At 73.0% G+C, this 24,125-nt stretch carries 19 protein-coding genes and 1 pseudogene; 11 read left to right on the forward strand and 9 right to left on the reverse strand.

Features of this window, described 5'->3' with window-relative positions:
* Positions 1 to 102 precede the first annotated feature (102 nt).
* On the forward strand, positions 103 to 534 hold the full coding sequence (locus ACLJWH_RS28970; RefSeq protein ID WP_411144731.1) for a hypothetical protein: 432 nt from the start codon (positions 103 to 105) through the stop codon (positions 532 to 534).
* Positions 535 to 874: 340 nt separating this feature from the next.
* Positions 875 to 1,609, forward strand: coding sequence for a GNAT family N-acetyltransferase (locus tag ACLJWH_RS28975; RefSeq protein ID WP_411144732.1), 735 nt, complete (start codon positions 875 to 877; stop codon positions 1,607 to 1,609).
* Positions 1,610 to 2,329: 720 nt separating this feature from the next.
* Here ACLJWH_RS28975 and ACLJWH_RS28980 read toward each other — a convergent pair.
* Positions 2,330 to 3,406, reverse strand: coding sequence for a GNAT family N-acetyltransferase (locus tag ACLJWH_RS28980; RefSeq protein WP_411144733.1), 1,077 nt, complete (start codon positions 3,404 to 3,406; stop codon positions 2,330 to 2,332).
* A 100-nt stretch (positions 3,407 to 3,506) separates the two neighbouring features.
* Here ACLJWH_RS28980 and ACLJWH_RS28985 point away from each other — a divergent pair, with 100 nt between their 5' ends.
* From ACLJWH_RS28985 to ACLJWH_RS29005, 5 genes and pseudogenes are all read left to right on the forward strand, one after another.
* Positions 3,507 to 3,665: a hypothetical protein gene (locus ACLJWH_RS28985; RefSeq protein ID WP_411144734.1), complete on the forward strand. Its 159-nt coding sequence runs from the start codon at positions 3,507 to 3,509 to the stop codon at positions 3,663 to 3,665.
* A 23-nt stretch (positions 3,666 to 3,688) separates the two neighbouring features.
* Positions 3,689 to 3,856 (forward strand): annotated as a pseudogene (locus ACLJWH_RS28990) (sulfurtransferase); the annotation flags it as partial.
* A 656-nt stretch (positions 3,857 to 4,512) separates the two neighbouring features.
* Positions 4,513 to 6,819, forward strand: coding sequence for a M20/M25/M40 family metallo-hydrolase (locus tag ACLJWH_RS28995; protein ID WP_411144735.1), 2,307 nt, complete (start codon positions 4,513 to 4,515; stop codon positions 6,817 to 6,819).
* Positions 6,820 to 7,212: 393 nt separating this feature from the next.
* Positions 7,213 to 8,127, forward strand: coding sequence for a VOC family protein (locus ACLJWH_RS29000; protein WP_411144736.1), 915 nt, complete (start codon positions 7,213 to 7,215; stop codon positions 8,125 to 8,127).
* Between the two features lie 17 nt (positions 8,128 to 8,144).
* Positions 8,145 to 8,969, forward strand: coding sequence for an SDR family oxidoreductase (locus ACLJWH_RS29005; RefSeq protein ID WP_411144737.1), 825 nt, complete (start codon positions 8,145 to 8,147; stop codon positions 8,967 to 8,969).
* An 8-nt stretch (positions 8,970 to 8,977) separates the two neighbouring features.
* On the opposite strand, the gene mdlC is transcribed toward ACLJWH_RS29005, so the two are convergent.
* From mdlC to ACLJWH_RS29040, 7 genes are read right to left on the reverse strand one after another with little or no spacing between them, the layout of a single operon-like run.
* A complete protein-coding gene (mdlC, locus tag ACLJWH_RS29010) occupies positions 8,978 to 10,561 on the reverse strand; it encodes a benzoylformate decarboxylase (RefSeq protein WP_411144738.1) in 1,584 nt (527 codons plus the stop codon).
* Entirely contained in the window at positions 10,558 to 12,912 is a 2,355-nt protein-coding gene (locus tag ACLJWH_RS29015) for a xanthine dehydrogenase family protein molybdopterin-binding subunit (RefSeq protein WP_411144739.1), read from the reverse strand. Before ACLJWH_RS29015 ends, mdlC begins: the two co-directional genes overlap by 4 nt.
* Before the next feature lie 29 nt (positions 12,913 to 12,941).
* Positions 12,942 to 13,406 (reverse strand): (2Fe-2S)-binding protein, encoded by a 465-nt coding sequence (locus ACLJWH_RS29020; RefSeq protein WP_411144740.1) that lies wholly within the window; start codon positions 13,404 to 13,406, stop codon positions 12,942 to 12,944.
* Positions 13,403 to 14,263, reverse strand: a complete 861-nt coding sequence (locus ACLJWH_RS29025; RefSeq protein ID WP_411144741.1) for an FAD binding domain-containing protein — start codon at positions 14,261 to 14,263, stop codon at positions 13,403 to 13,405. Before ACLJWH_RS29025 ends, ACLJWH_RS29020 begins: the two co-directional genes overlap by 4 nt.
* On the reverse strand, positions 14,260 to 14,460 hold the full coding sequence (locus ACLJWH_RS29030) for a hypothetical protein (protein WP_411144742.1): 201 nt from the start codon (positions 14,458 to 14,460) through the stop codon (positions 14,260 to 14,262). Before ACLJWH_RS29030 ends, ACLJWH_RS29025 begins: the two co-directional genes overlap by 4 nt.
* Positions 14,461 to 14,485: 25 nt before the next feature.
* Positions 14,486 to 15,073, reverse strand: a complete 588-nt coding sequence (locus ACLJWH_RS29035; RefSeq protein ID WP_411144743.1) for an aromatic-ring-hydroxylating dioxygenase subunit beta — start codon at positions 15,071 to 15,073, stop codon at positions 14,486 to 14,488.
* Entirely contained in the window at positions 15,070 to 16,857 is a 1,788-nt protein-coding gene (locus ACLJWH_RS29040; RefSeq protein ID WP_411144798.1) for an aromatic ring-hydroxylating oxygenase subunit alpha, read from the reverse strand. Before ACLJWH_RS29040 ends, ACLJWH_RS29035 begins: the two co-directional genes overlap by 4 nt.
* Before the next feature lie 402 nt (positions 16,858 to 17,259).
* On the opposite strand from ACLJWH_RS29040, the gene ACLJWH_RS29045 reads away from it, so the two are divergent.
* The 4 genes from ACLJWH_RS29045 to ACLJWH_RS29060 all read left to right on the forward strand — a co-directional run bounded on the left by ACLJWH_RS29045 (position 17,260) and on the right by ACLJWH_RS29060 (position 22,717).
* Positions 17,260 to 18,510: a cytochrome P450 gene (locus ACLJWH_RS29045; RefSeq protein ID WP_411144744.1), complete on the forward strand. Its 1,251-nt coding sequence runs from the start codon at positions 17,260 to 17,262 to the stop codon at positions 18,508 to 18,510.
* A gap of 32 nt (positions 18,511 to 18,542) precedes the next feature.
* Entirely contained in the window at positions 18,543 to 19,964 is a 1,422-nt protein-coding gene (locus ACLJWH_RS29050) for an aldehyde dehydrogenase family protein (RefSeq protein WP_411144745.1), read from the forward strand.
* Positions 19,965 to 20,066: 102 nt separating this feature from the next.
* A complete protein-coding gene (locus ACLJWH_RS29055; protein ID WP_411144746.1) occupies positions 20,067 to 21,443 on the forward strand; it encodes an MFS transporter in 1,377 nt (458 codons plus the stop codon).
* A gap of 491 nt (positions 21,444 to 21,934) precedes the next feature.
* The gene (locus ACLJWH_RS29060; RefSeq protein ID WP_411144747.1) at positions 21,935 to 22,717 is read left to right on the forward strand and encodes an SDR family oxidoreductase; all 783 of its coding nucleotides are present in this window, start codon (positions 21,935 to 21,937) and stop codon (positions 22,715 to 22,717) included.
* A gap of 37 nt (positions 22,718 to 22,754) precedes the next feature.
* On the opposite strand, the gene ACLJWH_RS29065 is transcribed toward ACLJWH_RS29060, so the two are convergent.
* Positions 22,755 to 24,050 carry an NAD(P)/FAD-dependent oxidoreductase gene (locus ACLJWH_RS29065; RefSeq protein ID WP_411144748.1) on the reverse strand — a complete coding sequence of 432 codons (1,296 nt, stop codon included), beginning with the start codon at positions 24,048 to 24,050 and terminating at the stop codon, positions 22,755 to 22,757.
* Between the last annotated feature and the right edge of the window lie 75 nt (positions 24,051 to 24,125).

A 24,125-nucleotide genomic window follows, 5' to 3' on the forward strand; every position in this document is an offset into this window, starting at 1 on the left:
CCGCACCACGGCCGCACCACGGCCATATCCACGACCGCACCCATGACCGCATCGTGCCGCTGTCGTACGACGGCAGCGGGCACCGGAACGAAAGGAAACGGCATGCGCCTTTCCCGAAAGCTCGCACCGTTCGCGGCCACCGCCCTGGCCGCCGCCGCACTGGCACTGCTGCCGCCCGCAGCTGCGCATGCGACGGCCCGCCCCGCCGCCGCGGAGGGGAACAACGCCGCGCCGGCCTGCTCGGACGCCGGGTTCACCAGGACCAGCCCGTACGGCAGGACCTTCGAGGTGTACTGGTGCGACAACGTCGCTCCGACCCCGGTGCACGCCGATGAGGGCGACGGTTCGACCATCGTGGGAACGCTGAAGACGAGCCACAGCTGGTTCGCCTGCCGGGTCGACGACGGCCCCGACAACGGGAGTTCGGCCCATCCGCACAGGTGGCTGATGACCGAGGCGGACGATACGCACGCCTGGGGAATGGTCCCCGACAAGCACATCTACAGCGAAACCGATCCCGTACCGAGCTGCTGACAGCAAGGACCGGCCGGCGGCAAGGGCGCCACCGCGGACCCCGCCACCCGCGGCCGGCGGCCGCCGGCTGGGCGGCTGGGCGGCCGGGCCGCTCCGGTCGCGGGGAGCAGGTCAGGGGATGAGGACGAGTTTCCCGCGGGTACCGGCTTCGAAGAGCCGGTGGTGGGCGGTGGGTGCGGCACCGGACGCCCGGTAAATCGAGGGCGCAAAACGCATGATTCGCGTACGGTCGCGGCAGAGGTGATAACTCTTCCCGGGTGTGTCGCTGACCTGTGCCGGCACGACCTCGAACCCGAGCGTGATCACCACCTTTTGGCCGTATCGAGCGGAAGGCGCCGCCTTGTTCTCCCCCGTGTTCACCGACCTCTGGCTCTCTCCCTACGCTCAGGGAGAGGTCCTCCACAGTGATGACGCGTTCGTCCTCACCGTGAACCCCGACCTGAGCGAGGACACCCCCGTCATGGTGCTGGAGACGCTCGACGGGAAGGTCTCCGTCGCCCTGACGCCCGAGATGGCCGCCGCGGCCGGTCTCAAACCGGGCGAGAGCCTGAGCGAGGCGTCGTTCCGCCGGCATCTTGAGCAAGCCGGGATCGCGCTGCACGGGGCCGACTACCTCTTCGCCTACCTGGACGAGGACAAGAGCGCACTGCTGCGGGAGACGACGGCTGACGGCGTCCGGCAGCTGACCGCGCAGGACGAGGAGGTCTTCGCCGCCTTCGAAGCTTCGGCGTCGGAACAGGACCGGGACGACGCGTCCGTGGAACTGGACCACTGGCTGGTGTTCGGAGCCTTCGAGGACGGGCGCCTCGTCTGCGCCGCGAGCATGTATCCGTGGGACGACTCGACCGTCGCGGACCTCGGTGTGCTGACCCTGCCGTCCTCCCGGGGGAAGGGGCACGCCCGCCGCGTCGTACGTGCCATCTGCCGCCATGCCGCCGGGCAAGGCTATGAGTCCCAGTACCGCTGCCAGCTCGACAACGACGCGTCCACGGCGCTGGCCAAGTCGGCCGGACTGACCTTGTTCGGGAAGTGGGACGTCGTCTCCACCGAGTCCGAGTCCGAGTCCGAGGACTGAGCCGGGCGGCCGTCCCGCACCGCGAACCGCCGAAAGCCTCCGGAAGGCCCACCTCCGCAGCCGGTCAGCCGGTCAGTCGGCCGGCCGGGCCGACAGCGGCCACCTGCCCTCCGGGCACGGTGGCCGCAGCGGTATCACCCGAGTATCACCCGAGCGGGCCTTCCCCTCCGACGCCGGCGGGCGGGAGAGCCCGCGCGGCGGCGTGGCCCGACGCGCCGATCGCCCCCGCCTCCGGACGCGTGGACAACGATCCGCGCGCCATCGGCCTCAAGCGCCCAGCACACGCGAACCTGCCCGATACCCCGATACCCCGATACCCCGATACCCCGATACCCCGATACCCCGATACCCCGATATCCCGGGACCCGGGACCTGGGACCTGGGACCTGGCCGGAGTTTCACCGAGCCAGCGCCCGCGAACCGAGCCATGGGTGTTCGGGGGCAGGGGCAGGGGCAGGGGCAGGGGCAGGGGCGGGGACTTGGGCGGGCACGCCGCCGGGGGAGTGGGGCACCGGCTTCCCGCGGTCGGCGCACCACAGGGGTCCGGCGGTGGGTGCCTGCCCAGGCCGGCGGAGGCGGCCGTCGGCGAGGGCGGGCCCGCCCCACCCTCGTCGTCCGGCGATACTTTCCGGCTACCGGCTACCGGCTACCGGCTACCGGCTACCGGCTACCGGCTCCCGTACCGCGGCCCCCGCCGTCGGCAGCTCAAGTGACCGCCGGCTAGAAGGTCTTGATCAGGCTGACCGAGCGCCGGACCGTGCGGAAGCCGAGGCGTTCGTAGAGGCCGACGGCTCCGGTGAGGCTCTCGGAGTCGACGTCGAGGAGCGCCTTGTCGAAGCCCGCGTCCCGGTATGCGCGCAGGACCCGGGTGAAGAGGGCGCGGGCGAGCCCCCGTCCTCGCCACTCGGGGCGCACGCCCACGGTATCCACGTAGCCGAAGGAGTATCCGTGCGCCTCCCAGTCCTCCTTGGGGACCGAGCTGGTGACGAGCGCGACGACCTGGTCGACCCCGTCCGCGTCGGGAGCGACCGCGACGAGCGAGAGGTCGGGCCGGAAGTTCTCCAGTGTTTCGCCCTCCGCCCACTCCCTGGCGGTGCTGGGCTGGGACCCCCAGTGGTCGCGGAACGCGGCGTTGCACGCCAGCCGTGCCGGCTCCGTCCACCGCTGCCCATAGCTCTCCAGCCGCACCGCGGGGTCGAGGGGAATCTCGGGAATCGGGTCGGCGAGGTCGCGTTCGAGCTCCAGCCACCACCGCGCCGTCTCGTATCCGTGGGCGTGCAGCAGGTGGATGGTCGCGGTGGTGCTCTCCTCGGCGCCGGAGACCAGCCAGCCGGGGAGCGTCTCTTCGCAAGCCGCGAGGTGTTGCAGCCCGCGGGCTTCCTGCCAGGCGAGGAGCGCCGTACCGATGCCCTCGCCGCGCCGCCCCGGATGCACGCAGCCGTCGAGCGAGACCTGCACCAGAGTCTCCCGCACCTCGTCCAGGGTCGCGGCACCGTAGGCGACGGCGCGACCGGACGGGTCGAGCGCGAGCAGCATGTCGCGATCCGGTGTGAAGTTCGGTGCGTTGAATGCCAGCTCGACCTCTTGGCGGGTGGTGCTGCTCGTGGGGTGATCGACCGCATCCGTGGCACACATCAGTTCATGGAGGATCGGGATGTCGGCGTGACCGGCCGTGCGCCAGTGCAGATCGGCGCCGGCCGTGGGAAGCGGGAGCTCGCGCGGCGCGCTGATCCGTTCGCTGAGCGGGGCGAGCTGAGCCGGCTCGGCCGCGGCCGAGCCGAAAACGGCCTCCGACATAGAGGGTCTCCTTTGAATAACGATCGATGTTGCAACGACCATAGTCGATCCAATAGGTCGGAGGCCGGGGAATTTCCGCGGCGACAGTCCCGCATCCGGCATGCGGCATCCCGCCGACGCCAAGGGCGCCAAGGGCGGCGCCGGTCAGGCCCGCAGCGATACGGAGGAAGAGGTGGCCGCGCATCCCGAACACGCGGCGGGCCGGTTCCCCGAACAGGCCGGACGCCCACCCGCCGAGCCGGCCGGAGGTACAGAGTGAACACCTGAGGCCGGGGCGAGTTGACCTGTGGCTCCGGGGTCGCCGCGTGCGTACTGGCGCTCGGCGCGTACCTGGCCGGCTACCGCGAACTGGCCGTGTACGACGGCTCGTGGACCGAGTGGGGCCTGCCCTCGGACCTGCCGGTGGCGACCGGCGAGGGCGGGGACACTTCGTCATGCCCCACGCGCTGACCGCCCCGTGACGGACCTTCACCGGCGGCCGGAACAACGAAGGGGCGGCGGGGACCGAGAAGGGGCGGCGGGAGCTGAGAAAAGGCGGCGGGAACGGCGAAGGTCCCCGCACTCGCTGAGTGCGGGGACCTTCTTCGTGGAGCGCCCGGCAGGCCTTGCACCTGCATTTCCCGCCGGCAGGCGGACGTCTTTCCTTGGACCACAGACGCGTGACTCCCGTGCTGTGCACCGAAGTTACACATGATCATACAGGACCCGAAGGGCGCCGGTGCCCACCCGCGGCCCCGGACGGACGGCCCTAGCTTCAGCCCCGGGCCCGGCCCGGTGAGGCGAGGCGCCGGAGCCCCGAGCGCGGCCGCTGCCGGATGCCGGTCGCGCGCAGCCAAATTGCTGGACTTCCGCAGCCTGCCCCTGATAGATCTGCTGGCCAAGTCGGTCCGCGGGTCCGCCGGTCCGCAGGGACCGGTTCGGACGCTTTTCCCCTCTCCGCACCCTCTCCGCACCCGCTCCGGGACGCTCCCGGACACCGACCGGCTCCGACCGCGCGACCACGCCGGTGAACGCCACACCGCCGGGCCGCGGATCACCGCCGTCGACGCGGCGGCCCGGCGCGCACCGGCCCCTGCCCCGTCCCACCGCCGCTATGAGGTACACCCGTGCAGGTCCTGACCACGATGCGCAGACGGATACCGGCCCTGACCGTTCTCCTGCTGCTGCTTTTCACCGGTATCGCGACCATGCTGCCGTTGCATACCGCCGAACCCCGGCCGGCCTCCGCCGCCACCGGCGACTTCTCGGCGGCCCGCGCGGTCGCCCGGCTCGGCGGTATCGCGAAGGTCCCGCACCCGGTGGGTTCGGCCGCACAGGCGGACGTACGGAAGTACCTCGTCGGTGAGCTGCGCAAGCTGGGGCTGCGGCCCGAGATCCAGAACCGGGTCGTCCCCTCCCGCACCGACGACAGCCCGGCCGTCCTCGGGTCCGTCTCCAACATCCACGCCACGATCCCCGGCGGGAATTCCACCGGCCGGGTCCTGCTCGTCGCCCACTACGACTCCGTGCCCATCGCCCCGGGCGCCGCCGACGACGGCTCCGGCGTCGCCACGATCCTCGAACTCGCCCGCGTCCTCAAGGCCGGACCGCAGCACCGCAACGACATCGAACTCCTCTTCACCGACGGCGAGGAGCAAGGGCTGCTCGGCACGAAGGCTTTCGTCGAGGCGGAGGCCGGTACGCACCGGGCCGCCGACCCCGAGCGGACCGTCGTGGTGAACCTGGAGAGCCGGGGCCCCTCCGGACCCGCCGTGATGTTCCAGATGACGGGCACCGGCCTCACCCCCGCCGTACGGGCCTCCGGCGCGCTCACCACGTCGTTCTCCGCCGCGTTCTACGAGCACCTGCCCAACGACACCGACCTGACCGCCCTCGGCGAGGCCGGTATGCGAGGCATCAACTTCGCCTTCATGGACGGCTCCGGGCACTACCACACCGGCCACGACAGCATCGCCCGGCTCGACGCCGCGAGCGTGCAGGACATGGGAGAAGCAGCACTCGGCGCGGTCCGCCGGCTCGGCGGGGCGGACCTCGCCGAGAGCGGCTCGGATGCCACGTACTTCTCCCTGTTCGGCACGGTCGTGTCGTACCCGGCATGGCTGAACCTGCCGCTCGCCGTGGTGGCCGCCCTGGGCGTGCCCCTGCTGCTGTGGCTCGGCCGGCGCCGCGGACTGTCCCCCGGCGGGGCCGGGCGGGCCGCCGCGACCTTCCCGCTCACGCTGCTCGGCGCGGCGGTGACCGGCCTGGCCGGATGGTGGGTACTGAGCCTGGCCCGGCCGGACTTCGAGCTCAGCGCGGGCAGCGTCTACCACCTCGACCGGTACGCGTGGGGCGAGGCGTTGCTGCTCCTGGTGCTCCTCGTCGCCTGGTACCGCTGGACCCGCCGCACGGCGTCACCGCTGGACATCGTGGTGGGGGTGCTCGGCTGGTTCGCGCTGCTCGCGGTGGTCTGCGCGGTGCTGCTGCCCGGGGGCGCCTACCTCTTCACCTGGCCGGCGCTGACCGGACTGGCGGTCGTCGCCGTGACACTGCGGCTCACGCCCGCCGACTCCCCGTGGCGGGCGGTGGCCGGAGCGGTGACCGCCGTACCGGCCGTGCCACTCCTCCTGCCGGTCGTCCTCCTGCTGCTGCCCGCCCTGGGACTGACACTCACCGCCGCCCCGCTGCTCCTCGCCGCGCTGCTCACCGCCGTACTGCTGAGCCTCCTGGAGCCGCTTCCCACGCGCCGGGCACTCACCGCCGGGATGCTCGCGGTGGCGCTGGCAGGGGCGGGCACCCTGGGCGTGGGGACAGCCCTCGACGACTACAGCGCCGACGAACCCCGGCCGGTCAGCCTCGGATACGCCCTGGAGACGGACACGGGCAAGGCCACCTGGCTCGGCGCCGGCGACACCTCCCAGCCCGCTGTCGGCAAGCTGCTCACCGGCGAGCCGGCACCCTACGACGACCGCATCCCTGACCTGGGCGGCGAAGCGCTCGCCAACGGACCGGCCAAGGCCACCCCCCTGGACGCCCCGCGCACCGAGAACACCTCGACCACCGAGGCCGACGGCGTACGCACCATCCGGGTCCGCATCAAGGCCCCCGCCGGCGCCCACACCCTCGCCGTCCACGCCGGCACCCACGCCCACCGGATCCTCGACGCCACCGTCGAAGGCGCCAAGCTCACCGGCGGCCCCCGGGACCCGCAGGACAACTGGGGCTGGAGCTTCAGCTACGCCGCCCCGCCCGCCGACGGCCTCGACCTCGTCATCCGCGCCCGCGGCAAGGGCCCCCTGCCGCTCCGCGTGGTCTCCACCGCGGCCGGCCTGCCGGACGGCGTCGGCGCACCCACCCTGGCCGCGGACCAGAGCTGGGCGAGCTGGCCCTCGGTCGCCGGACAGACCTTCGTCGTCCGGACCTTCCGGCTCTGACCGCACCATACGAAAGCTCCGCCACAAGGGCGGGTGCACCCAGTGGACGTCCTGCGGGACGCTCTGGAGCAGCATGTGTGATGGCCTCTGCAAGTGACGGCCGCCCGCGGCCCGGCACGCACCGCCCTCCTCCCACGCAGCGCTGTGTGCCGCACCCCACGCCGGCCCGGGTGCGGCACCGGACGCATTCCGGGCCCGGGCCGGCGCCCGCGGATCCGGGTTCTCCGTGGCGGTCTCTCTCCGCGGGCGGAGTGACCGTTTCGGCCGGGCATTCGAGAATATGCGGGACGCCGTCGGTGCAGAGAAAGGCGGAATTTAGGCGGCCCTTTTCGCCGGGGCCGCGGGTATCCTCCTGCGGGAACCGCCGAATAGCAGACTGGGGGCGGAGTCCTGATGATTACCCATGTCCGGAGTGTGGCGCTCGGCGTGCCCGACATCGGTGCCGCGCGTGAATTCTTCGAGAAACACTGGCAATTGGACCTCGTCGGCGCCGACTCGGACCGGGTGTTCCTGGGAGCGGGGTGCCAGGACAGTCATGTGCTGCGCCTGCGGGCCACCGCCGAGCCCCGGGTGGACCTGCTGTGCCTGGCCGCGGCCACCGACGCCGATGTGGACGAGATCGCCGGACGGGTGGCGGCACACCCTCACGGCCGCCTCCTCAGCGAGCCCGCCACCTGCACCGATGTCGGTGGCGGCTACCGTTTCCGGTTCCTCGACTGCGAGGGGCGCACCGTCGAGGTGTCCTCCGGGGTGACGGCGCGGGCGTTCCGGGTCGTCGAACCGGGCGAGAGCAGACCGACCGGTATCAGCCACGTGGTGCTCAACACCGCGGACCTGCCGGCCGCATTGGCGTTCTACCGATCGGTTTTCGGCTTCAAGGTGAGTGACTGGGTGGAGGACATCATGGTGTTCCTCCGCGCCGGGACGGCGCATCACCTGCTCGCCTTCACCCGCGCACCGCACGTTTCGCTGAACCATGTCGCCTTCGAATTACGCGGAATCGATGAATTCATGCGGGCGACCGGCGACATGGTACGGAAGGGGTACGCGCCACTGTGGGGACCCGGCCGGCACGGGGTCGGCGCGAACACCTTCACCTACTTCCAGGAACCGGCATCCAGATTCGTCGCCGAATACACCACAGGAATGCTGCGGATCGATCCCGACCACGAGTGGACCCCCCGCATCTATCCGGGCAACGCGCAGACCAGTGACACCTGGGGGGTGGCGTCGCCGCGCGACGACGCGGTGTCGGCGAACCTGCGGGGCTGCCCGGACACGGGCCTGTGGCAGCCGCCGCCGGTGTGAGCGGAAGGGACCGGCCGATGGAGCGAGCAGTGGCGGGAGAGAGCGGTATGGCGGTCGGCGGTGACCGGCGGGCGGCACGGGAACCGGTCGCCGTGGTGACGGGCGGCGCCTCCGGGATCGGCCGCGCCGTCGTGGCCGACCTGGCGGCGCACGGCTACCGCATCGCGGTCCTCGACCGCGACATTCCCGAGGACCGCGACATCCCCGAGGACCGCGACGGCGACCGGGTGCGGTGGGTGGCCGGCGATGTCCGCGACCCCGACGCGCACGACGAGGTGGTGGACCTCGCACGCTCCCGCTTCGGAGGGCTGGACCTGTTCGTCGGCAACGCCGGGGTGCACGACGGCGGGATCGGGGTGCGCGACCTCGACGGCGCCGCGCTGGCCGAGGTGGCCCGGCACGTCCTCGACGTGGACGTCGTCGGCTATCTGCTCGGCGCACGGGCCGCCGCCGGGCCGCTCACCGACAGCGGGGGATCGATGGTCTTCACCCTGTCCGACGCGTCCTACCTCGTACGCGGCAACGGCGCGGGCATCGCGTACGCCGCGGCCAAGCACGCCGCGCTGGGGGTGGTGCGCCACCTGGCCGCCGACCTCGCGCCCGCGGTCCGGGTCAACGCCGTCGCCCCGGGCGGTGTCGTGACCGGGCTGCGCACCGTGGACGGCCACCACGTGTTCGCCGGCGCCGACGAGATCACCGCGGCGGTACGGGAGCTCAACCCCCTGGGCGTGGTGCTGCGCCCCGATCAGATCGCCCCGCTCTACCGGTTCCTGGCGTCCCCCGCGGCGGCCGGCATGACCGGCGAGGTGCTGCGGCCCGACGGCGGCCTGAGCGTGCGGTAGGGCCCGGCTCACCCGTCCACCACCACCTCCAGCACATACGGGCCCGAGGCGGTGAGCGCGGTACGCAGCGCGGGTACCAGCGCGGCCGGTTCGGCCACCCGGCCGCCCGCGCATCCCTGGGCGGTGGCGAGCGCGGCGAAGTCCAGCCCGTCGAGCGCCGTGCCCACCGGTTTCGCCATGCCGAACCGCTCGGCGAAGGCGTCCACCGTGGCGTAGCGGCGGTTGTTCACCACGATGACGGTGACCGGCAGGCGCAGCCGGGCGGCCGACCACAGGGCCTGGATGGCGTACATGGCGGAGCCGTCCCCCACGACGGCCACCACCCGCGTCCCCGGCCTGCCCAGCGCGATACCGACCGCCGCGGGAACTCCGTGGCCCAGCGCGCCGCTTGCGGTGGTGTAGAAGGACTCGGGCCCCAGGTTGGGCAGGTGCTCGCACATCACCGGCCGGGTGCCGGGCGCCTCCTCCACCAGGACGCACCCCGCGGGGCGTTCCCCGGCCAGGGCGTGCACCAGATGCGCCTGGGTGATCCCGTTCGCGGCGGGCGTGGGCGGCCCGGGGCGGCGGCGGGGCGGCGGCGGGGTGCGCGGACCGCGGGGCGGATGGGCGCCGAGCATCCGCAGCGCGGGCGCCAGGCTGGTGATGACGGCGGTTCCGCTCGGGCACCAGGACGCCTGCTCGGGATCGTCGGTGAGCAGGTAGAGGTCGGTCCCGGGCGGGAGGTGCGGGCCGCTGCCCGGGACGTGGTAGGTGAACACCGGCGCGCCCACCGACAGCACTAGATCGTGCCCCGTCAGCGTGCGCACGATGTCCTCGCGCACCGGCGGCAGGAACCCGGCGAACAGCGGGTGCAGTTCGGGGAAGGCGCAGCGGTGCGACATCGGCTCCGCCCAGACCGGCGCACGGTGCGCCTCGGCCAGCGCCACCAGATCGGGCACGGCGCCCTCGCGGTCGACCCCGGACCCCGCGATCAGCACGGGCGACCCGGCGCGCGCCAGCGCCTCGCCGGCGCGGGCGAGCAGGGCGGGGTCCGCGGCGACGGTGGTGCTCGCCCGCCGGAGCGCGACGGGTGCGGCCGGGCGGTCCCAGTCGTCGCTCGGGACGGAGACGAGCACGGGCCCGGCGGGCGGCGCGGTCGCCAGGTGCCGGGCGCGGGCGATGGCCGCCGGTACGTCCTCGGCGCGGGCCGGCTCGCGGCTGAGCTTGACGTACGGGCGGGGCAGCACGGTCGCGTCCTCCGACAGGAGGTAGGGGTGGCCCTCCAGCAGGGAACGCGCCTGCTGGCCCGCGACGACCACCAGCGGGGTGCGGTTGCGGCGCGCGGTGAACAGCGCGCCCATCGCGTGCCCCACCCCGGCCGCCGAGTGCAGGTTGACCAGCACGGGGCGGTGGGTGGCCTGCGCGTACCCGTCCGCCATCGCCACCACCACCGATTCCTGGAGGCCCAGCACATACCGGAAGTCGTCGGGGAAGTCGCGCAGCATGGCCAGCTCCAGCGAGCCGGGGTTGCCGAAGACGGTGGTCATGCCCTCCGCGCGCAGCAGGCCGAACACCGCCTCGCGCACCGTTTCCGCCTCGTTCGACCGGGTCATCGGATACCGCCTTCCGCCGTGATGCCCGCCGCCCGCAGCGCCGCGCGCACGCGCGACGGGGTGAGCGGGAGCGAGGTGAGGGTGTGTGCGATCTCGGGAACCGCGGCGGCGACCGCGCAGGCGACCGCCGCGGGCGGCAGGATGGCGCCGCCCTCGCCGAGTCCCTTGAAACCGCCGGGAATGACCGTGCTGGGGGTGCATTGGTGCTCGACGACGAGGTCCTCGGGGATGTCCTGGGCCGCGGGGATGGTGTACTCGCGGAACGACCGGGTCACGGGGATGCCCGCACCGTCCACCCTGGCCTCCTCGGTGAGCGCCTGTCCCAGCCCCTGGGCGATCCCCCCGACGATCTGCCCGTGCGCGATCAGTGGGTTGACCAGCACACCGCTGTCGTGCACGGCCCAGTAGCCCGCCACCTCGACGCGGCCGGTCCCGAGATCGACCGCGACCTCGGCGGCGTGCGCGCCGTGCGCGAAGGTGAGCTGCGGCGGGTCGAAGTCCACCGACTCCTCCAGCCGGACCCGGTCGGTGCGCTGCGCCCTTCCCCATCCCCGGTAGCCGCGGTGGGCGGTCTCGCGCCAGGTGATCCGCGCACCGCCGGCGCCGTGGAAGGCCGCCTCCGGGGACGACGGGCCCGCGGTGGCGGCGACGCGCAGGGCCACCTGCTCGGGTCCGGTGCCCAGGAACCCGGCGGCCAGCGCCCGCATCCGGCCGGCGAGCCGCCCCGCGGCGATGACCAGCGCGCCGCCCGCGAGCGTCAGCGCCCGGCTGGCCTGCGCGGACAGGTCGGAGTGCGGGGCGGTGTCGGTGTCCCCGAGTTCGACCCGCACCCAGTCCAGGGGCACGCCCAGTCCCTCCGCCGCGATCTGCGCCAGGCTGGTCTCGATGCCCTGGCCGACCGCGATCACCCCGGAGTACACGGTGACGGTCCCGTCGTGGTTGATCCGCAGCCGCACCCCCTCCCAGCCGCTCCACGCGATCCCGAACGCCTCCAGCAGCGCCGAGGGCGCGAACGCGCTGATCTCCACCGCGGCCACCACGGCGGTGGCCCGGCGCACCCACGGCGGGTCGTCCGGCGGGGGCGGGCGTTCGGCCAGCGCGGCGGCCCGGCGCAGTACGGTGCCGTAGTCACCGCTGTCATAGGTCAGCCCGGTGTGCGTGGTGTGCGGCAACTCCTGCGGCCGGATCAGATTGCGCAGCCGCAACTCCACGGGGGACAGTCCGAGTTCGCGGGCGGCCTCGTCGATGAGCCGTTCACGGATGAACGCCGCCTCCTGCATGCCGTACCCGCGGTAGGCGCCGGTGGGGACCCGGGTCGTGTACACCCCGCGGACGGTGGCCGCGGCGGCGTCCACGTGGTACGGGCCCTGGAGGGTCAGGGCGGTCACCTGGTGCGGCCCGCTGCCCGCCTGGGTCGCGTACGCGCCCAGATCCGCGAGGAGATGCGCGTCGAGGGCGAGGAACCGGCCCTCGCCGCTGACGGCGAGGCGGGCCGTGGCCTGCTGGGCCCGGCCCTGGTAGGCGCCGGTGAAGTTCTCCGCGCGGGACTCCACCCAGCGCACCGCGCCGCCCAGCGCGACCGCGGCCGCGCACACCATCGCCTCGTCCGGATAGAGCAGGACCTTGCTGCCGAACGAACCGCCCACATCGGGCGCGACGACCCGCACCCGGTCCGCCCGCAACCCCAGTACGGCGCAGAGGTCCTGGCGCATCGCGTGCGGGGACTGGCTGCTGGCGTGCACGGTCAGCAGCCCGGTGCCCGGGTCGTACGCGGCCAGCACACCCCGCCCCTCCAGCGGGGAGTGGTGCACCCGCGGCAGGGTGAACTCGCGTGCCACGACCACCGCCGCGCGCGAGCAGGCCGAGGTGATCTCCCCGGCGGGGGAGCCGAAGCGGATGCGGCCGGCCTCGTTGCCCGCCGCGCCCGGCACGACGGGCGGCGCGCCCTCGGCCAGCGCGTCGGCGACCGTGGGCACCGGCGGCAGCGGATGGAGGTCGAGCCGCACGGCTTCGGCCAGGTCCAGGGCCGCGGTGGGCGTGTGCGCGACGACGATGCCCAGCGGCTGCCCGGCGTAGCGGGCGGTGCGCACGGCGACGGGGATGCTCTCCTCCGGCTGGCCGGGCAACCGCCAGACGGTGGGGATCGCCGCCGTACGCCCGGCGAGGTCGTCGGGACCCAGCACCAGGGCACAGCGCGGATCGCGCCGGGCGGCGGTGGCGTCGAAGCCGGTAACGGTGGCGTGCGCGAGCGGACTGCGCACGAGCGCCGCGTGCAGCACGCCCGCCGCCCGCAGGTCGGCGAGGAAGCGGCCGTCCCCGCGCACCAGCCGCTCGTGGTGGCGGGGCGGCACGGGCCTGCCGATGTGACGGTGCCCCCCGGTCACCGGCCGGCCCCCGCGTCACCGGCACCGCGGCGCACCGCGGCGCGGATACCGCCGTAGCCGGTGCACCGGCACAAGTGCCCGGCCAGCACGCCCTCTTCGCCGCCGCCGTGGCCGGCGGCGTGCGCCATCCGCACCAGCAGACCGGGGGTGCAGAACCCGCACTGGAGCCCGTGTTCCTCGATGAGGGCGCGCTGCTCCCGCGTCAGGCCGCCGCCGCCCGCCAGGCCCTCGACCGTGGTGACCTCCCGGCCGTCGGCCTGCACCGCGAGCACGAGGCAGGAGCAGACCGGCTCACCGTCGAGCAGCACCACACAGGCGCCGCAGTCACCGCTGCCGCAGCCGACGTGCGTACCGGTCAACCGCAGCGCGGTACGCAGGTGTTCGGCCAGGGTGGTGTGGTGCTCGGCCTCCTCGGTCCGGACGGCCCCGTTGACCCGCACCGTCACCGTCCGCGCGCTCATCGTCCCTCCCGGCCGGCCCGCGCCGCCAGCGCCCGCACCAGCAGCACCCCGGCCACCTCGGCCCGGTACTCCCGGTCCTCGGGCCCCGGTCCCCGGGCCGCCTCCGCGACGACCGAGGCGACCAGCCCCGGATGCCCGCCGGCGACGGCCCGGCCCACCAGCGCCGCCTCCACGCCCGGCAGGCGGACGGGGACGGGGCCGCACCCGGCCACCACCACCCGCGCGGCCCGGACGAGACCGCCGCCGGCCCGCAGCCCCAGGCACACGCCGGCGACGGGGTAGCCGGTGCTGCCGCGCGTGCACAGCTCGCTGAACTCGTAGGTGAACGCGCCGGTGCGGGGGAAGACGACCTCGGTCACCACCTCGTCCGGCGCGCGGACGGTGGTCCCCGCACCGGTGGCGAACCGGGCCGCGGGGACCGACCGCACACCGCGCGCCGAGCGCAGCACCACGTCCGCGCCGAGCACGAGCGCGACCGCCGGCAGCTCGGCGGCCGGGGCCGCATGGCACAACGAACCGCCCAGCGTGGACCGCACCCGGATATGCGGGTGGGCCACCGCGGCCGCGGCGGACACCAGCACCGGCAGCGCGGCGGCCAGCCCCCGGTGCTGTTCCACCTCGCGCAGTCTGGTCATCGCGCCGACCCTGACCCGGTCGGCACCGATGTCGATCCCCGCGAGGCCGGCGACCCCGTTCAGGTCCACGACCACATCCGGACGCACCTGACGGCTGGTCAGCAGCGGCACCAGACTCTGACCGCCCGCCAGCAGCGCCACCGTCCGCCCGGGGGCGTCCAGCGCGCCCAGGGCGCCGTCGAGAGTGGTGGGCGCGGTGTAGTCGAACGCCACCGCGCTCATGGGCCCGCCCCCTGCACGGCGGCGCGCACCAGGGCGGTGGCCGCCGACGGGGTCAGGGCGCACAACGCGTCCAGGACCGTGGCGTCGAGCAGCGCACGGTGCCCCGTGCGCTCGGACACCAGCAGCAGCCGCAGGCCGTTGCCGGTCGGGTGCAGCAGGACGGCGACCGACGCCGACTCGCACGAGACCCTGCACAACAGGACGTCCTCCCGGTGCCCGGCTTCAGAAGATGACGGAGAGCTGTTCATGGGTGGCGACCTCCACATCGAGCAGGACACGCCGGCGCAGCAGCACCCAGCGCCCGTGGCGCTCGCGGAGCAGGTCGTGGCGCGCGGCGCTGACGAGCACGGTATGCCCGGCCCCCCGGTTACCGGTGACCAACACGTTGGCGTCGGCACGCACCACCCCGGCGGCGGGCGCGTCGAACACCCGCACCGAGCCGAGGAAGTGACGCGTCGTGGTGCCGGGCCGGTCCGACCACGCCTGGAGCAGACCGGCCCGGCCGAACTTCAGCTCCAGCACCCGCTTGGTGGCCTCGAACAGCACGGCGGTGCGGCTGTGCCGTTCCAGTGCGGGGTCCTCCCGCAGCAGCGGCACCGGGATCTCGTAGCGGAACGCGGGATCGAGCAGGTCCAGCCAGCGCCGGTGCTCGCCCTCGTCCAGCGCGGCGCCCTCCTCCGTGAGCACGGCGGTGATCTCCGGGTCGAGGCGGGCCAGCCGGGCACCGCGGTCGGGAAACGGGCCGTCGGCCAGGTCCTGCGGGGACGTGGCAGGCCGCGCCGGGGCGCGCGGATCCCTCCGGTCGATCACGGCAGCTCACCCACCAGTGCGGACCAACGCCGGTAGAACGCCCGCTGGTTGTGCTCGCTGAGGGTGGCGACCTCGGCCCGCCCGGGACCCGGGAAATCCCGCGCCGGGGTTCCCAGACCGGCGCCGAGGGTCAGGTCCACGGGCCCGCCCCGGCCCGGCGCCGAGCGGGCCAGGGCGTCATCGATCCGGGCGAAGTTCTCGAAGTCGTCCATCTCGAACAGGATGCCGCCCGCCGACTGGGTCCGGGCCTGGAAGCGGTAGGAGCGCCGCCGCCACTGCGGGTCCATCGCGGTGGGCACGAGCGTCCAGTACAGGCACTCGGTCTCCCGGGCGCTGACCGGCACATGGGAGCGGACCACCAGATAGCGGGTCAGCGGATCGCTCTCCTCGCCCACCGCGCGGTCGTGCGCGACGCTGAGGAAGGCGGTGTTGGGGAACACCACCCCGTGCGCGACCTCGCAGTGCGAGGTGAACCGCACCTGCTCCGGGGTCTGCGCCGCGGCCAGTTCGGCCCACCGCTCGGGCGGGTAGCCGGGGAACTGCGGCGCGGCGGGATCCCTGTCCTCCAGGGAGTGCCCGCTGTCGATGACGTAGCCCGCGCGCACGCTGTGCCCCGCCGGGGTGGCGATGTTGACCGCGGTGAGGTCGGTGCCCGCGCGCCCCCGGGTGCCGTCGGCCAGCGTGTCACCGTAGATCCCCTGATCGAGCGCGATCTGGTGGGTGGTCCGCATGTGGTAGCCGTCGCCCGCGAAGTTGTCCGTGGGGATCTTCCAGTTCCCCTTGGCGCGCACCCGCTGCGGCGGACCGCAGACCTCCCATTCCCCGCCCCCGCAGTCGAGGAGGGCGTCGAGGTACCAGGCGATCTCACCGAGGTACTCCGCCAGGTCGGGAGCGTGCGGGTCCCAGGTGGCGAACAGGAACCCCCGCCGGCTCGTCACGCGCGCGGCGGGCAGGTCGTGCCCGGCGTGGTCGAAGTCCGGCGGGTAGCCCGACCGGAGCGCGGGCACCCCCGCCAGCCTGCCGTCGTTGGCGAAGGTCCACCCGTGGTAACTGCACCGCAGATGCGCGGTGTTGCCCAGGCTCGCCCGGCACAGGCGGGTGCCCCGGTGGGTGCACGAATTGTGCAGCGCGCGCACCTCACCGTCCTCCCCGCGTATGACGACGACCTCGTCCCGGCCGAGCATCCGCACGACGTAATCGCCTGGTTCACGCACCTCGCCGGCAAACCCGAGAAATTGCCAGGACGGATGAAAAACACGATCGAACTCGATATCGAGAACACTGTTGTCGATAAATGCGCGACGGTCGATCGTGTGCACTGAACTATCGACTCCGAATGGCAAAGATCCCTCCTTGAGGGCAGTTTCACGGCAGAGCGAACCGCGCCATGCATTCTGGGGCCACCAGCACCGGAAGCCGCGGAGCGCGACAGCATGTGAGGACACAGCAGACACGCGGGCCCCGCCGGGCAACCACGTAGGGAAAAACCACTGCCGGACGAGGAAACCAGGTCCCGCCAGACCATGAAGTCCGCTCGTCGGTGGACCAGCCCCGGTGTACGCCGTGACAGTGGCACACACCGATGATCGAGGCTGGCAGCAATACCACGCTACGCACGGCGACTTCGGCGCGCAAGGCCCGCAGCACACGTCGCGGACGCTCCCGGCCGGCCGCCCGCCACGCACCCGCGCCCCTCGCCGCGGCCGGGCAGCCGGCCCGTTCCACCAGGTCAGCAGAGATCCTCGCCAAGACCCCACGCGTGCGGGGACGCGCACCGGCCGCATCCGGCCGATCGGCGTACACGAAACGGCAACAACCTGTAATTCAGCCAGAAAAACAAGCCCTTCGGTGGCAATATCCAGCCCCCGTTCACCACGGCCGGCACCCCGCCGCGAATTTCCGGCAGCGCGCCCGGCAGCGTCCCCGGCATCACTGCCAGGCACCTCCACACCCCGTTCACGACGTACGAGGCCGCGTCCGAAAGCCCGCCGAACCTGGCCGAAAAAAATGGCCGCATCGGTATCCACATTCCCGCCCGGAACCCAAAATGGAAAACTGATGCAGCCTTGAGATCTTGAGGTGCCGCCGAAAGCCACCTTACGATGACACCGAGAGAGCCACGGATTCTCACTCCGACAACATCGGCTGTCCCAGCACCTCCCAACGACTTCTCGGGAGCCCCTGCCATGTCACTTGAGCTCGTCTCCGTCGAAGACTTCTCCCACAATCAGTTCCAGTACATCGAGGACCCGTTCTCCTTCTACGCACTGATGCGCGAACGCAGCCCGGCCCACCTGTCCGGAAAGATCTACGGCGGCACCTGGCTGATGTTCCGCTACGCCGACTGCGCACGCCTGATGCGCGACGAGCGGCTGTCCAACGCGCGCTCGGCGGTCCCGCTGCGCTTCCTCCCCGCCGAGCAGCGCGAGGAGTTCGCGGACATGCTCGACATCTACGCCCGCTGGCTGGCGTTCCACGACGGCAGGGAACACACCCGCAACCGCCGCCAGGCCAACAAGGGCTACGTACCGTTTACCGACGAGTACCTCGAACCCCGCATCCAGGGCCTCGTCGACAAACTGCTCGACCAGGTCGACCCCACCGGCTTCGACCTCATGTCGGATTTCGCCTTCCCGCTCCCCGCGATGGTGATCGCCGACGTACTCGGTGTCCCGGTCGAAGCACACGCCGAACTCAACCGCTGGACCGACGACATCGCGCACCTCTTCGGCTCGACCTCCGTCTCGGTGGAGCACCTGCGCCGCACCAGGGAGAGCACCCGGCAACTCGCCGAATTCCTCGCCTCCGAGGACAACGCGCGCCGCTCGCGCGCCGAGGGCGGACTGCTGCACCGGCTGCGGGAGACCGAGGTACGCGGCCGCCGCTTCTCCGAGCGCGACGTGGTCGCGCAGTCGGCACTGCTGCTGTTCGCCGGCGTGGCCTCCATCCGGTACCTCATCGGCAACAGCGTGCGCGCCCTCACCGCCGTCCCCACCACCGAACGGGACCTGCTGCTGCACCCCGCCACGGCGGGCCCCGCCGTCGAAGAACTCCTGCGCCTGTGTACACCGGTCTCGTTCGTCGGACGCGTCGCGGGCGAGGACTTCGAGTACACCGCCTCCGACGGCACCGCCGTCCCGCTGCGCAAGGGACAGCCCCTGCTGCTGTACGTGGCCTCGGCCAACCGCGACCCCGCCGTCTTCGACCGCCCGGACGAACTGGTCCTGGACCGGCCCCTGCCCAACCGGCACCTCACCTTCGGCACCGGCCGGCACCTGTGCTTCGGCGACCCGCTCGTACGCCAGACCACCCGCATCGCGCTGAGCAGCCTGTACCGCAGATGGCCGGCGCTGCACGTGCCGCCGCAGGAAACCAACTGGAACAACAACCTCGGCTTCCACGGCATCACGTCGCTCCGGGTCACCGGCGACGCCTGACCACCCGGCCCAGACACAAGGGGAACACCACCGTGACAGCACCCACTGTTCGCAACGTCATCAACGGCGAGCGCGTCGAGTCCGCCCCCGGCACCGAGCACCTCGAAATCCTCGACCCGTGTACCGGCGAAGCCCATCTGAGCGTGCCCTGTACCGGGGCCGAGGACGTCGACCGCGCCATGAGCGCGGCAACCTCGGCCTTCGACGGGTGGTCCCGCACCACCCCCGGCGAACGCCAGGCCGCGCTGCTGGAGCTGACCGACGCCGTCGCCGGGCAGGCCGCCGCATTCGGCGAGGCCGAACTCCGCGACACCGGAAGCCGGGACGCCGCGGGCGAGATCGCCGGAGTCGTCGACGAACTGCGCTTCTTCGCCGGCGCCGCGCGGCTGCTCGACGGCGTGGCCGGCGGCGAGTACGCACCGGAACACACCTCCTACACCCGGCGCGAACCCGTGGGAGTCTGCGCACAGATCGCCCCGTGGAACTTCCCGCTGCTGATGGCGGTACTCAAGTCCGCCCCGGCCATCGCCGCCGGCAACACCGTCGTCCTCAAACCCGCGCAGACCACCCCCTCCTCGGCGCTCCTGCTGGCCGACCTCGCCGCACAGGTCCTGCCGCCCGGCGTGCTCAACGTGGTCTGCGGCGGCCCCGCCACCGGACGGCTCATGGTCGAACACCCGGCGCCCGCCGCGGTCTCACTGACCGGCTCGGTCGCCGCCGGGGTGGACGTGGCCACCCGCGCCGCCGCCACCCTCAAGCGCACCCACCTCGAACTGGGCGGCAAGACCCCGGTCCTCGTCTGCGCCGACGCCGACCTCGCCGACGCCGCGCGGACCATCGTCACCGGAGCACTCGCCAACGCCGGGCAGGACTGCACGGCCGCCAGCCGGGTCCTGGTGGCCGACACGGTGCACGACGCACTGCTGGCGGCACTCGTGACCGAGGCATCGGCACGACGCCCCGGCCCGCCCTCGGAACCCGGCACCGCCTACGGGCCGCTGAACAACCCCGAACACCTGGCACGCGTGCAGGCGAGCGTCGGCGCGCTCCCGCCGCACGCACAGGTGGTCACGGGCGGCCACCAAGTGGGCGAACGGGGGTTCTTCTACGCCCCCACCGTCATCGCCGGCGTGCGCGAGGACGACGCCATCACCCGCACGGAGATCTTCGGACCCGTGATCACCGTCGAGCGGTGCGCCGACGAGGCCGACGCCCTGCGCCGGGCCAACTCCTCACCGTACGGCCTCGCTTCAGCCGTGTGGACCACCGACCACCGCAGGGCGATGCGGCTTTCGAGGGACCTGGACTTCGGTACCGTATGGGTGAACACCCACCTGCAGTTCCCCTCGGAACTGCCGCACGGCGGCTTCCGCCAGTCCGGCGGCGGCAAAGACCTCTCACGATACGGTTTCGAGGCGTACACACGGATCAAGCACGTGACGCACCGCCTGTAGCGTGCCGCCGCACAGGAACACCAAGGACTACGAGAGCGGCCGGCGCGGCACCGGACCGGGTGCGGACTCCGGCCGGCCGCAGAGCTTCACGGGTTGGAGATCATGGAGCGTTCCCCCGGCGTTTTCGCGCCGCAGTGGCGGCTCACCAGCATCGGCATCGCCGTCGCCATCAGCCTTTTCGCGTTCGAGGGGATCGCGGTCGCGACCGCGATGCCCTCGGTGGTGCGCGATCTCGACGGGCTCGCCTTCTTCGGCTGGCCCTACAGCGCCTTCCTGGTGATGAACCTGGTGGGCCTCGGCGTGGCGGGCCAGTGGTGCGACCGCGTCGGGCAGCGCACACCGCTGCTCACCGGCATCGGCGTGTTCACCATCGGCCTGCTGACGGCGGGATCCGCCGGGCACATGGCGGTGTTCGTCCTGGGCCGGGGCGCGCAGGGCATCGGCGTCGGGCTGGCCTCGGTCGCGGTGTTCCAGCTCGTGGCCACCGCCTACCCCTCCCACCTGCGCCCCAAGGCGCTGGCCATCATCTCCGCGGCCTACGTCCTGCCGGCCCTGGTCGGGCCGGTCGTCTCGGGCACCATCACCGCGCACCTCGGATGGCGCTGGGTGTTCCTCGGCCTGGTGCCGCTGGTCCTGGCCGGCGGACTGACGCTGCTCCCCGTCCTGCGCACCTCGACCGCACCGGGCCGCACGAGCGCGGGCGGCTCCCGCAAGCCCCTGTTCGCACTGCTCGCCGGAATCGGCGTCGTCGTGCTCCAGTCGGGGGGCAACGCCGTGGTCGCCGGGCGGACGACGCTGGCCGTACTCCTGCTGGGGGCGGGGCTGCTGGCGCTGGTGGCCGGACTGCGCGAACTGCTGCCCCGGGGCTCGACGCGACTGCGCCGGGGCGTGCCCTCCGTGGTCGCGGTGCGCGGCCTGCTGGCGGGGTCGTTCTACGCCGTGGAGTCCGTCGTACCGCTGACCCTCGTCACGCTCCACGGTTTCGGGACCGCGGCCTCGGGCCTGCCCCTGCTGGCGGGCGCCCTCGGCTGGTGGGCGGGGGCGCAGGCGCAGGGCAGGATCACCACGGTGGCCAGGCCGTCGCTGCTGCGGTGGGGGCTCGCCGCCCTGGCGTGCTGCTTCGTGGGCATGGCGGCCCTGTGCCTGCCGGGGGCGCCGGGGTGGCCGGTGTACCTGCTGTGGATCGTGGGCGGACTGGGCATGGGCGTGTGCGTCCCCACCACCGGCGTCCTCGTCCTCGACCAGTCCGCCGAGGACGAGACGGGAACGAACTCGTCGGCGTTGCAGATCAGCGATGTGACCGCGGCCGGACTGGGCACGAGCGGCGCCGGGGTACTCGTGGGTGCCACCGCCGCCGGGAACCTGGCGTTCGGCGCCGGGATGGCGGTACTGGGCCTGCTGGCCATGGCCGTCTGCGCCGCCGCGGCGGTGGGCGCCTCACGCACGGCCCCGGTGGAGGAGTGCGCCGCCGTGAGCTGACCCGGCCCCGTGCACACGGCGCACTGCCTGCTCCGTCCCGCACGCGGGTCGCCAGGAGACCCGCAGGTCAACTCCGCGAGTCTCCTGGCGACTTCACCGCGGTCAGGGGACAGGTCCGCCGTCAGGAAATCACGGAGCGCCTCCATTGATGACCGTACGGAACGTCGAACGGAACGTCGAGGTGCGGGCCGGCGCGCGTCTGCCGCCGCCGGACGTCACCTGCCACCTCGCCCCCGGTGACCGGGCCGCCCTCGTCCGGCGCGACGGGGCAGCAACACCACACCCCAGCGCACGACGGCCGGCGAACTGCGCCCCGCCGGCGGGAGCACCAGCGCAACGGGACCGGCCGGACACCTCGCACCGGACCCGCGCGGAGCCGGCCAGGACCGGACCGTCACCGACCGGGTCCTGGCCGCCCGCGGCCTCGGCAGCGTCACCACCGGCCCTCCCCGGCCCTCCTGGACCGGCCCTACGCTCAACAAGGGAGCACCATGCCCGACCTGACAGGCCGCACCGCACTGGTCACCGGTTCCTCACGCGGGATCGGCCGCGGCATCGCCGAGCGGCTGGCGGCGGACGGCGCGCGCGTGGCCGTCCACTACGGACACGACGAGCAGGCCGCCACGCAGACCGTGGCGCACATCCGCGCACACGGCGGAGCGGCGTTCGCCGTCGGCGCCGACCTCTCGACGGTCGCCGGGGTGGACGCACTCATCGCCGAGGCGGGCTCCCGGTTCGCCGACGGCGGCAGGGACCGGCTCGACGTGCTGGTCAACAACGCGGGCTTCAGCACGACGTTCTTCGAGGCCACCACGCCAGAGATCTTCGACAGGCTCTTCGCGGTGAACGCCCGCGCCCCCTTCTTCCTGGTACAGCGCGCCCTGCCGCTGCTCGCCGACGGCGGCAGGGTGGTGTCGGTCTCCTCCGCGGCGGTCCGGGTCGCGGTGGCGGACGTCGCCTACACGATGGCCAAGGCCGCGGTGGAGGCGATGAACCGGACGCTGGCGCACCTGCTGGGCGAGCGCGGCATCACGGTGAACACGGTGGCCCCCGGCGCCGTGGACACCGATCTGACCGCCGCGCAGCGGCGGGAGCAGCCGGAGGCCAGGCAGGTCATGATCGACATGACCGCGCTCGGCCGGATCGGCACCCCCGCCGATGTCGCCGACGTCGTGGCGTTCCTCGCCTCGGAGGACGCGAGGTGGGTCACCGGGCAGCTCGTCGAGGTCAGCGGTGGCCTGTTCCTGGGGCTTCCCCCGGGGCTCGCGCACTGACCCCGCCCACCAGCGAACAAGCGGAGGGCCTGTGGTCCTAGTGGGACTCGCCGAGCCAGCTCGCGTCCGACGGCGCGTCACAGCCGACGAAGGTGTTCACGAACGCCGCGACGGCCTGCTCGTCGGCGGCGGTCCGGGCCAGATCGTCGAGAAAACCGGCCCCGAAAGGGCGCAACTCGGCCTGTTCGCAGGTGTAGGCGAAGGTCCCGAGCCGCTGCGCGTCGCGGGTCGCGGCGTAGCCCGCCAGTGCCTCGTCGAGCCCGGCGGAGCCCGAGAGGGCGGCGTCGAGGGCGTCGGCGAGCACAGCGGCGTCGGCGAAGGCGTCGGAAATCCCCTGCGCCGAGACGGGATCCTTGTGGTGGCCGGCGTCCCCGGCCAGGACCCACCCCGGGCCATGAGCCTGCCGGCGGGCGTTGCGGACGGCCGCGGCCTGCGGCTGCGAGACCAGGTCCGCGCCCGCCAGGGCCCGTTCGACCTCCGGCACCTGGCGCAGCGAGGACACGTAGAACTCCGCCAGTGCCGACCGCCCCGGGCCGGGGGCCTCCTCGGGCGGGAAGACCAGCGACACCACGGTGAGACCGTCGTTCGTCGGCCACAGGGAGATGCCGCGCCTGCCGCGGAACACCACCCGCACCCCCCGTTCCGCGACCCCCGACCAGTAGCCGTAGAGGCTGCGCGCGAGGACCCCCCGGTCCTCCACCACCGGGGACTTCACCAGGCGGGCGACCGTCGAATTGCGGCCGTCGGCCCCGACGACCACCCGCGCGCGCAGGCCGGCGGGCCCGTCCGGTCCGGTTCCGCGCACCCCCGTGACCCTGCCGTCGGCGACGAGCAGACCGGTGACCGCGAAGCGTTCCCGCAGCCGCGCCCCCTTGGCGCGGGCCTCGGCCACCAGCAGCGCGTCCAGCGCGGTCCGCCGGGGTGCGTAGGTCGCGGCCTCCGTCCCCGCGGCCATCGGTCCGCCCGCCAGCACATGGCCCTCGAAATCGAGCGAGGCGCTGACGATAGGCGGGCACCCCGTTTTCTCCAGCGCCGGGAGAAGACCCCATGCGCGGAGCTGCTGAACACCCGGCCATCTAATCCAATGAGTGGATACCGTGTCGCTTCCCGCAGCGTTTCGGTCAACCATTTCCACCGCATAGCCACGCTGAGCCAACAGCATTCCCAGTGAAGCACCGGCGCACCGTGCGCCCACGATTACCACGTCGTAAAGATCATTTCCCGTGCCCATTTCGCCGGGGTTCACAAAACACATCCACTTCTCTGCGACGACAGCCCACACCTCGGCATTTGAGCAGCTCACAGGCGGTCGAGAGGCGCGGAGCAAGCACATCGCAGGAGCCTAGATCCGGATTATCGGCCGGTTTCGTCATGCGGCTGAATCACGGCGGCTGAATCACGCCCATGA

Source organism: Streptomyces sp. x-80 (assembly GCF_046549095.1).
In the GTDB taxonomy this organism is placed as follows: domain Bacteria; phylum Actinomycetota; class Actinomycetes; order Streptomycetales; family Streptomycetaceae; genus Streptomyces; species Streptomyces celluloflavus.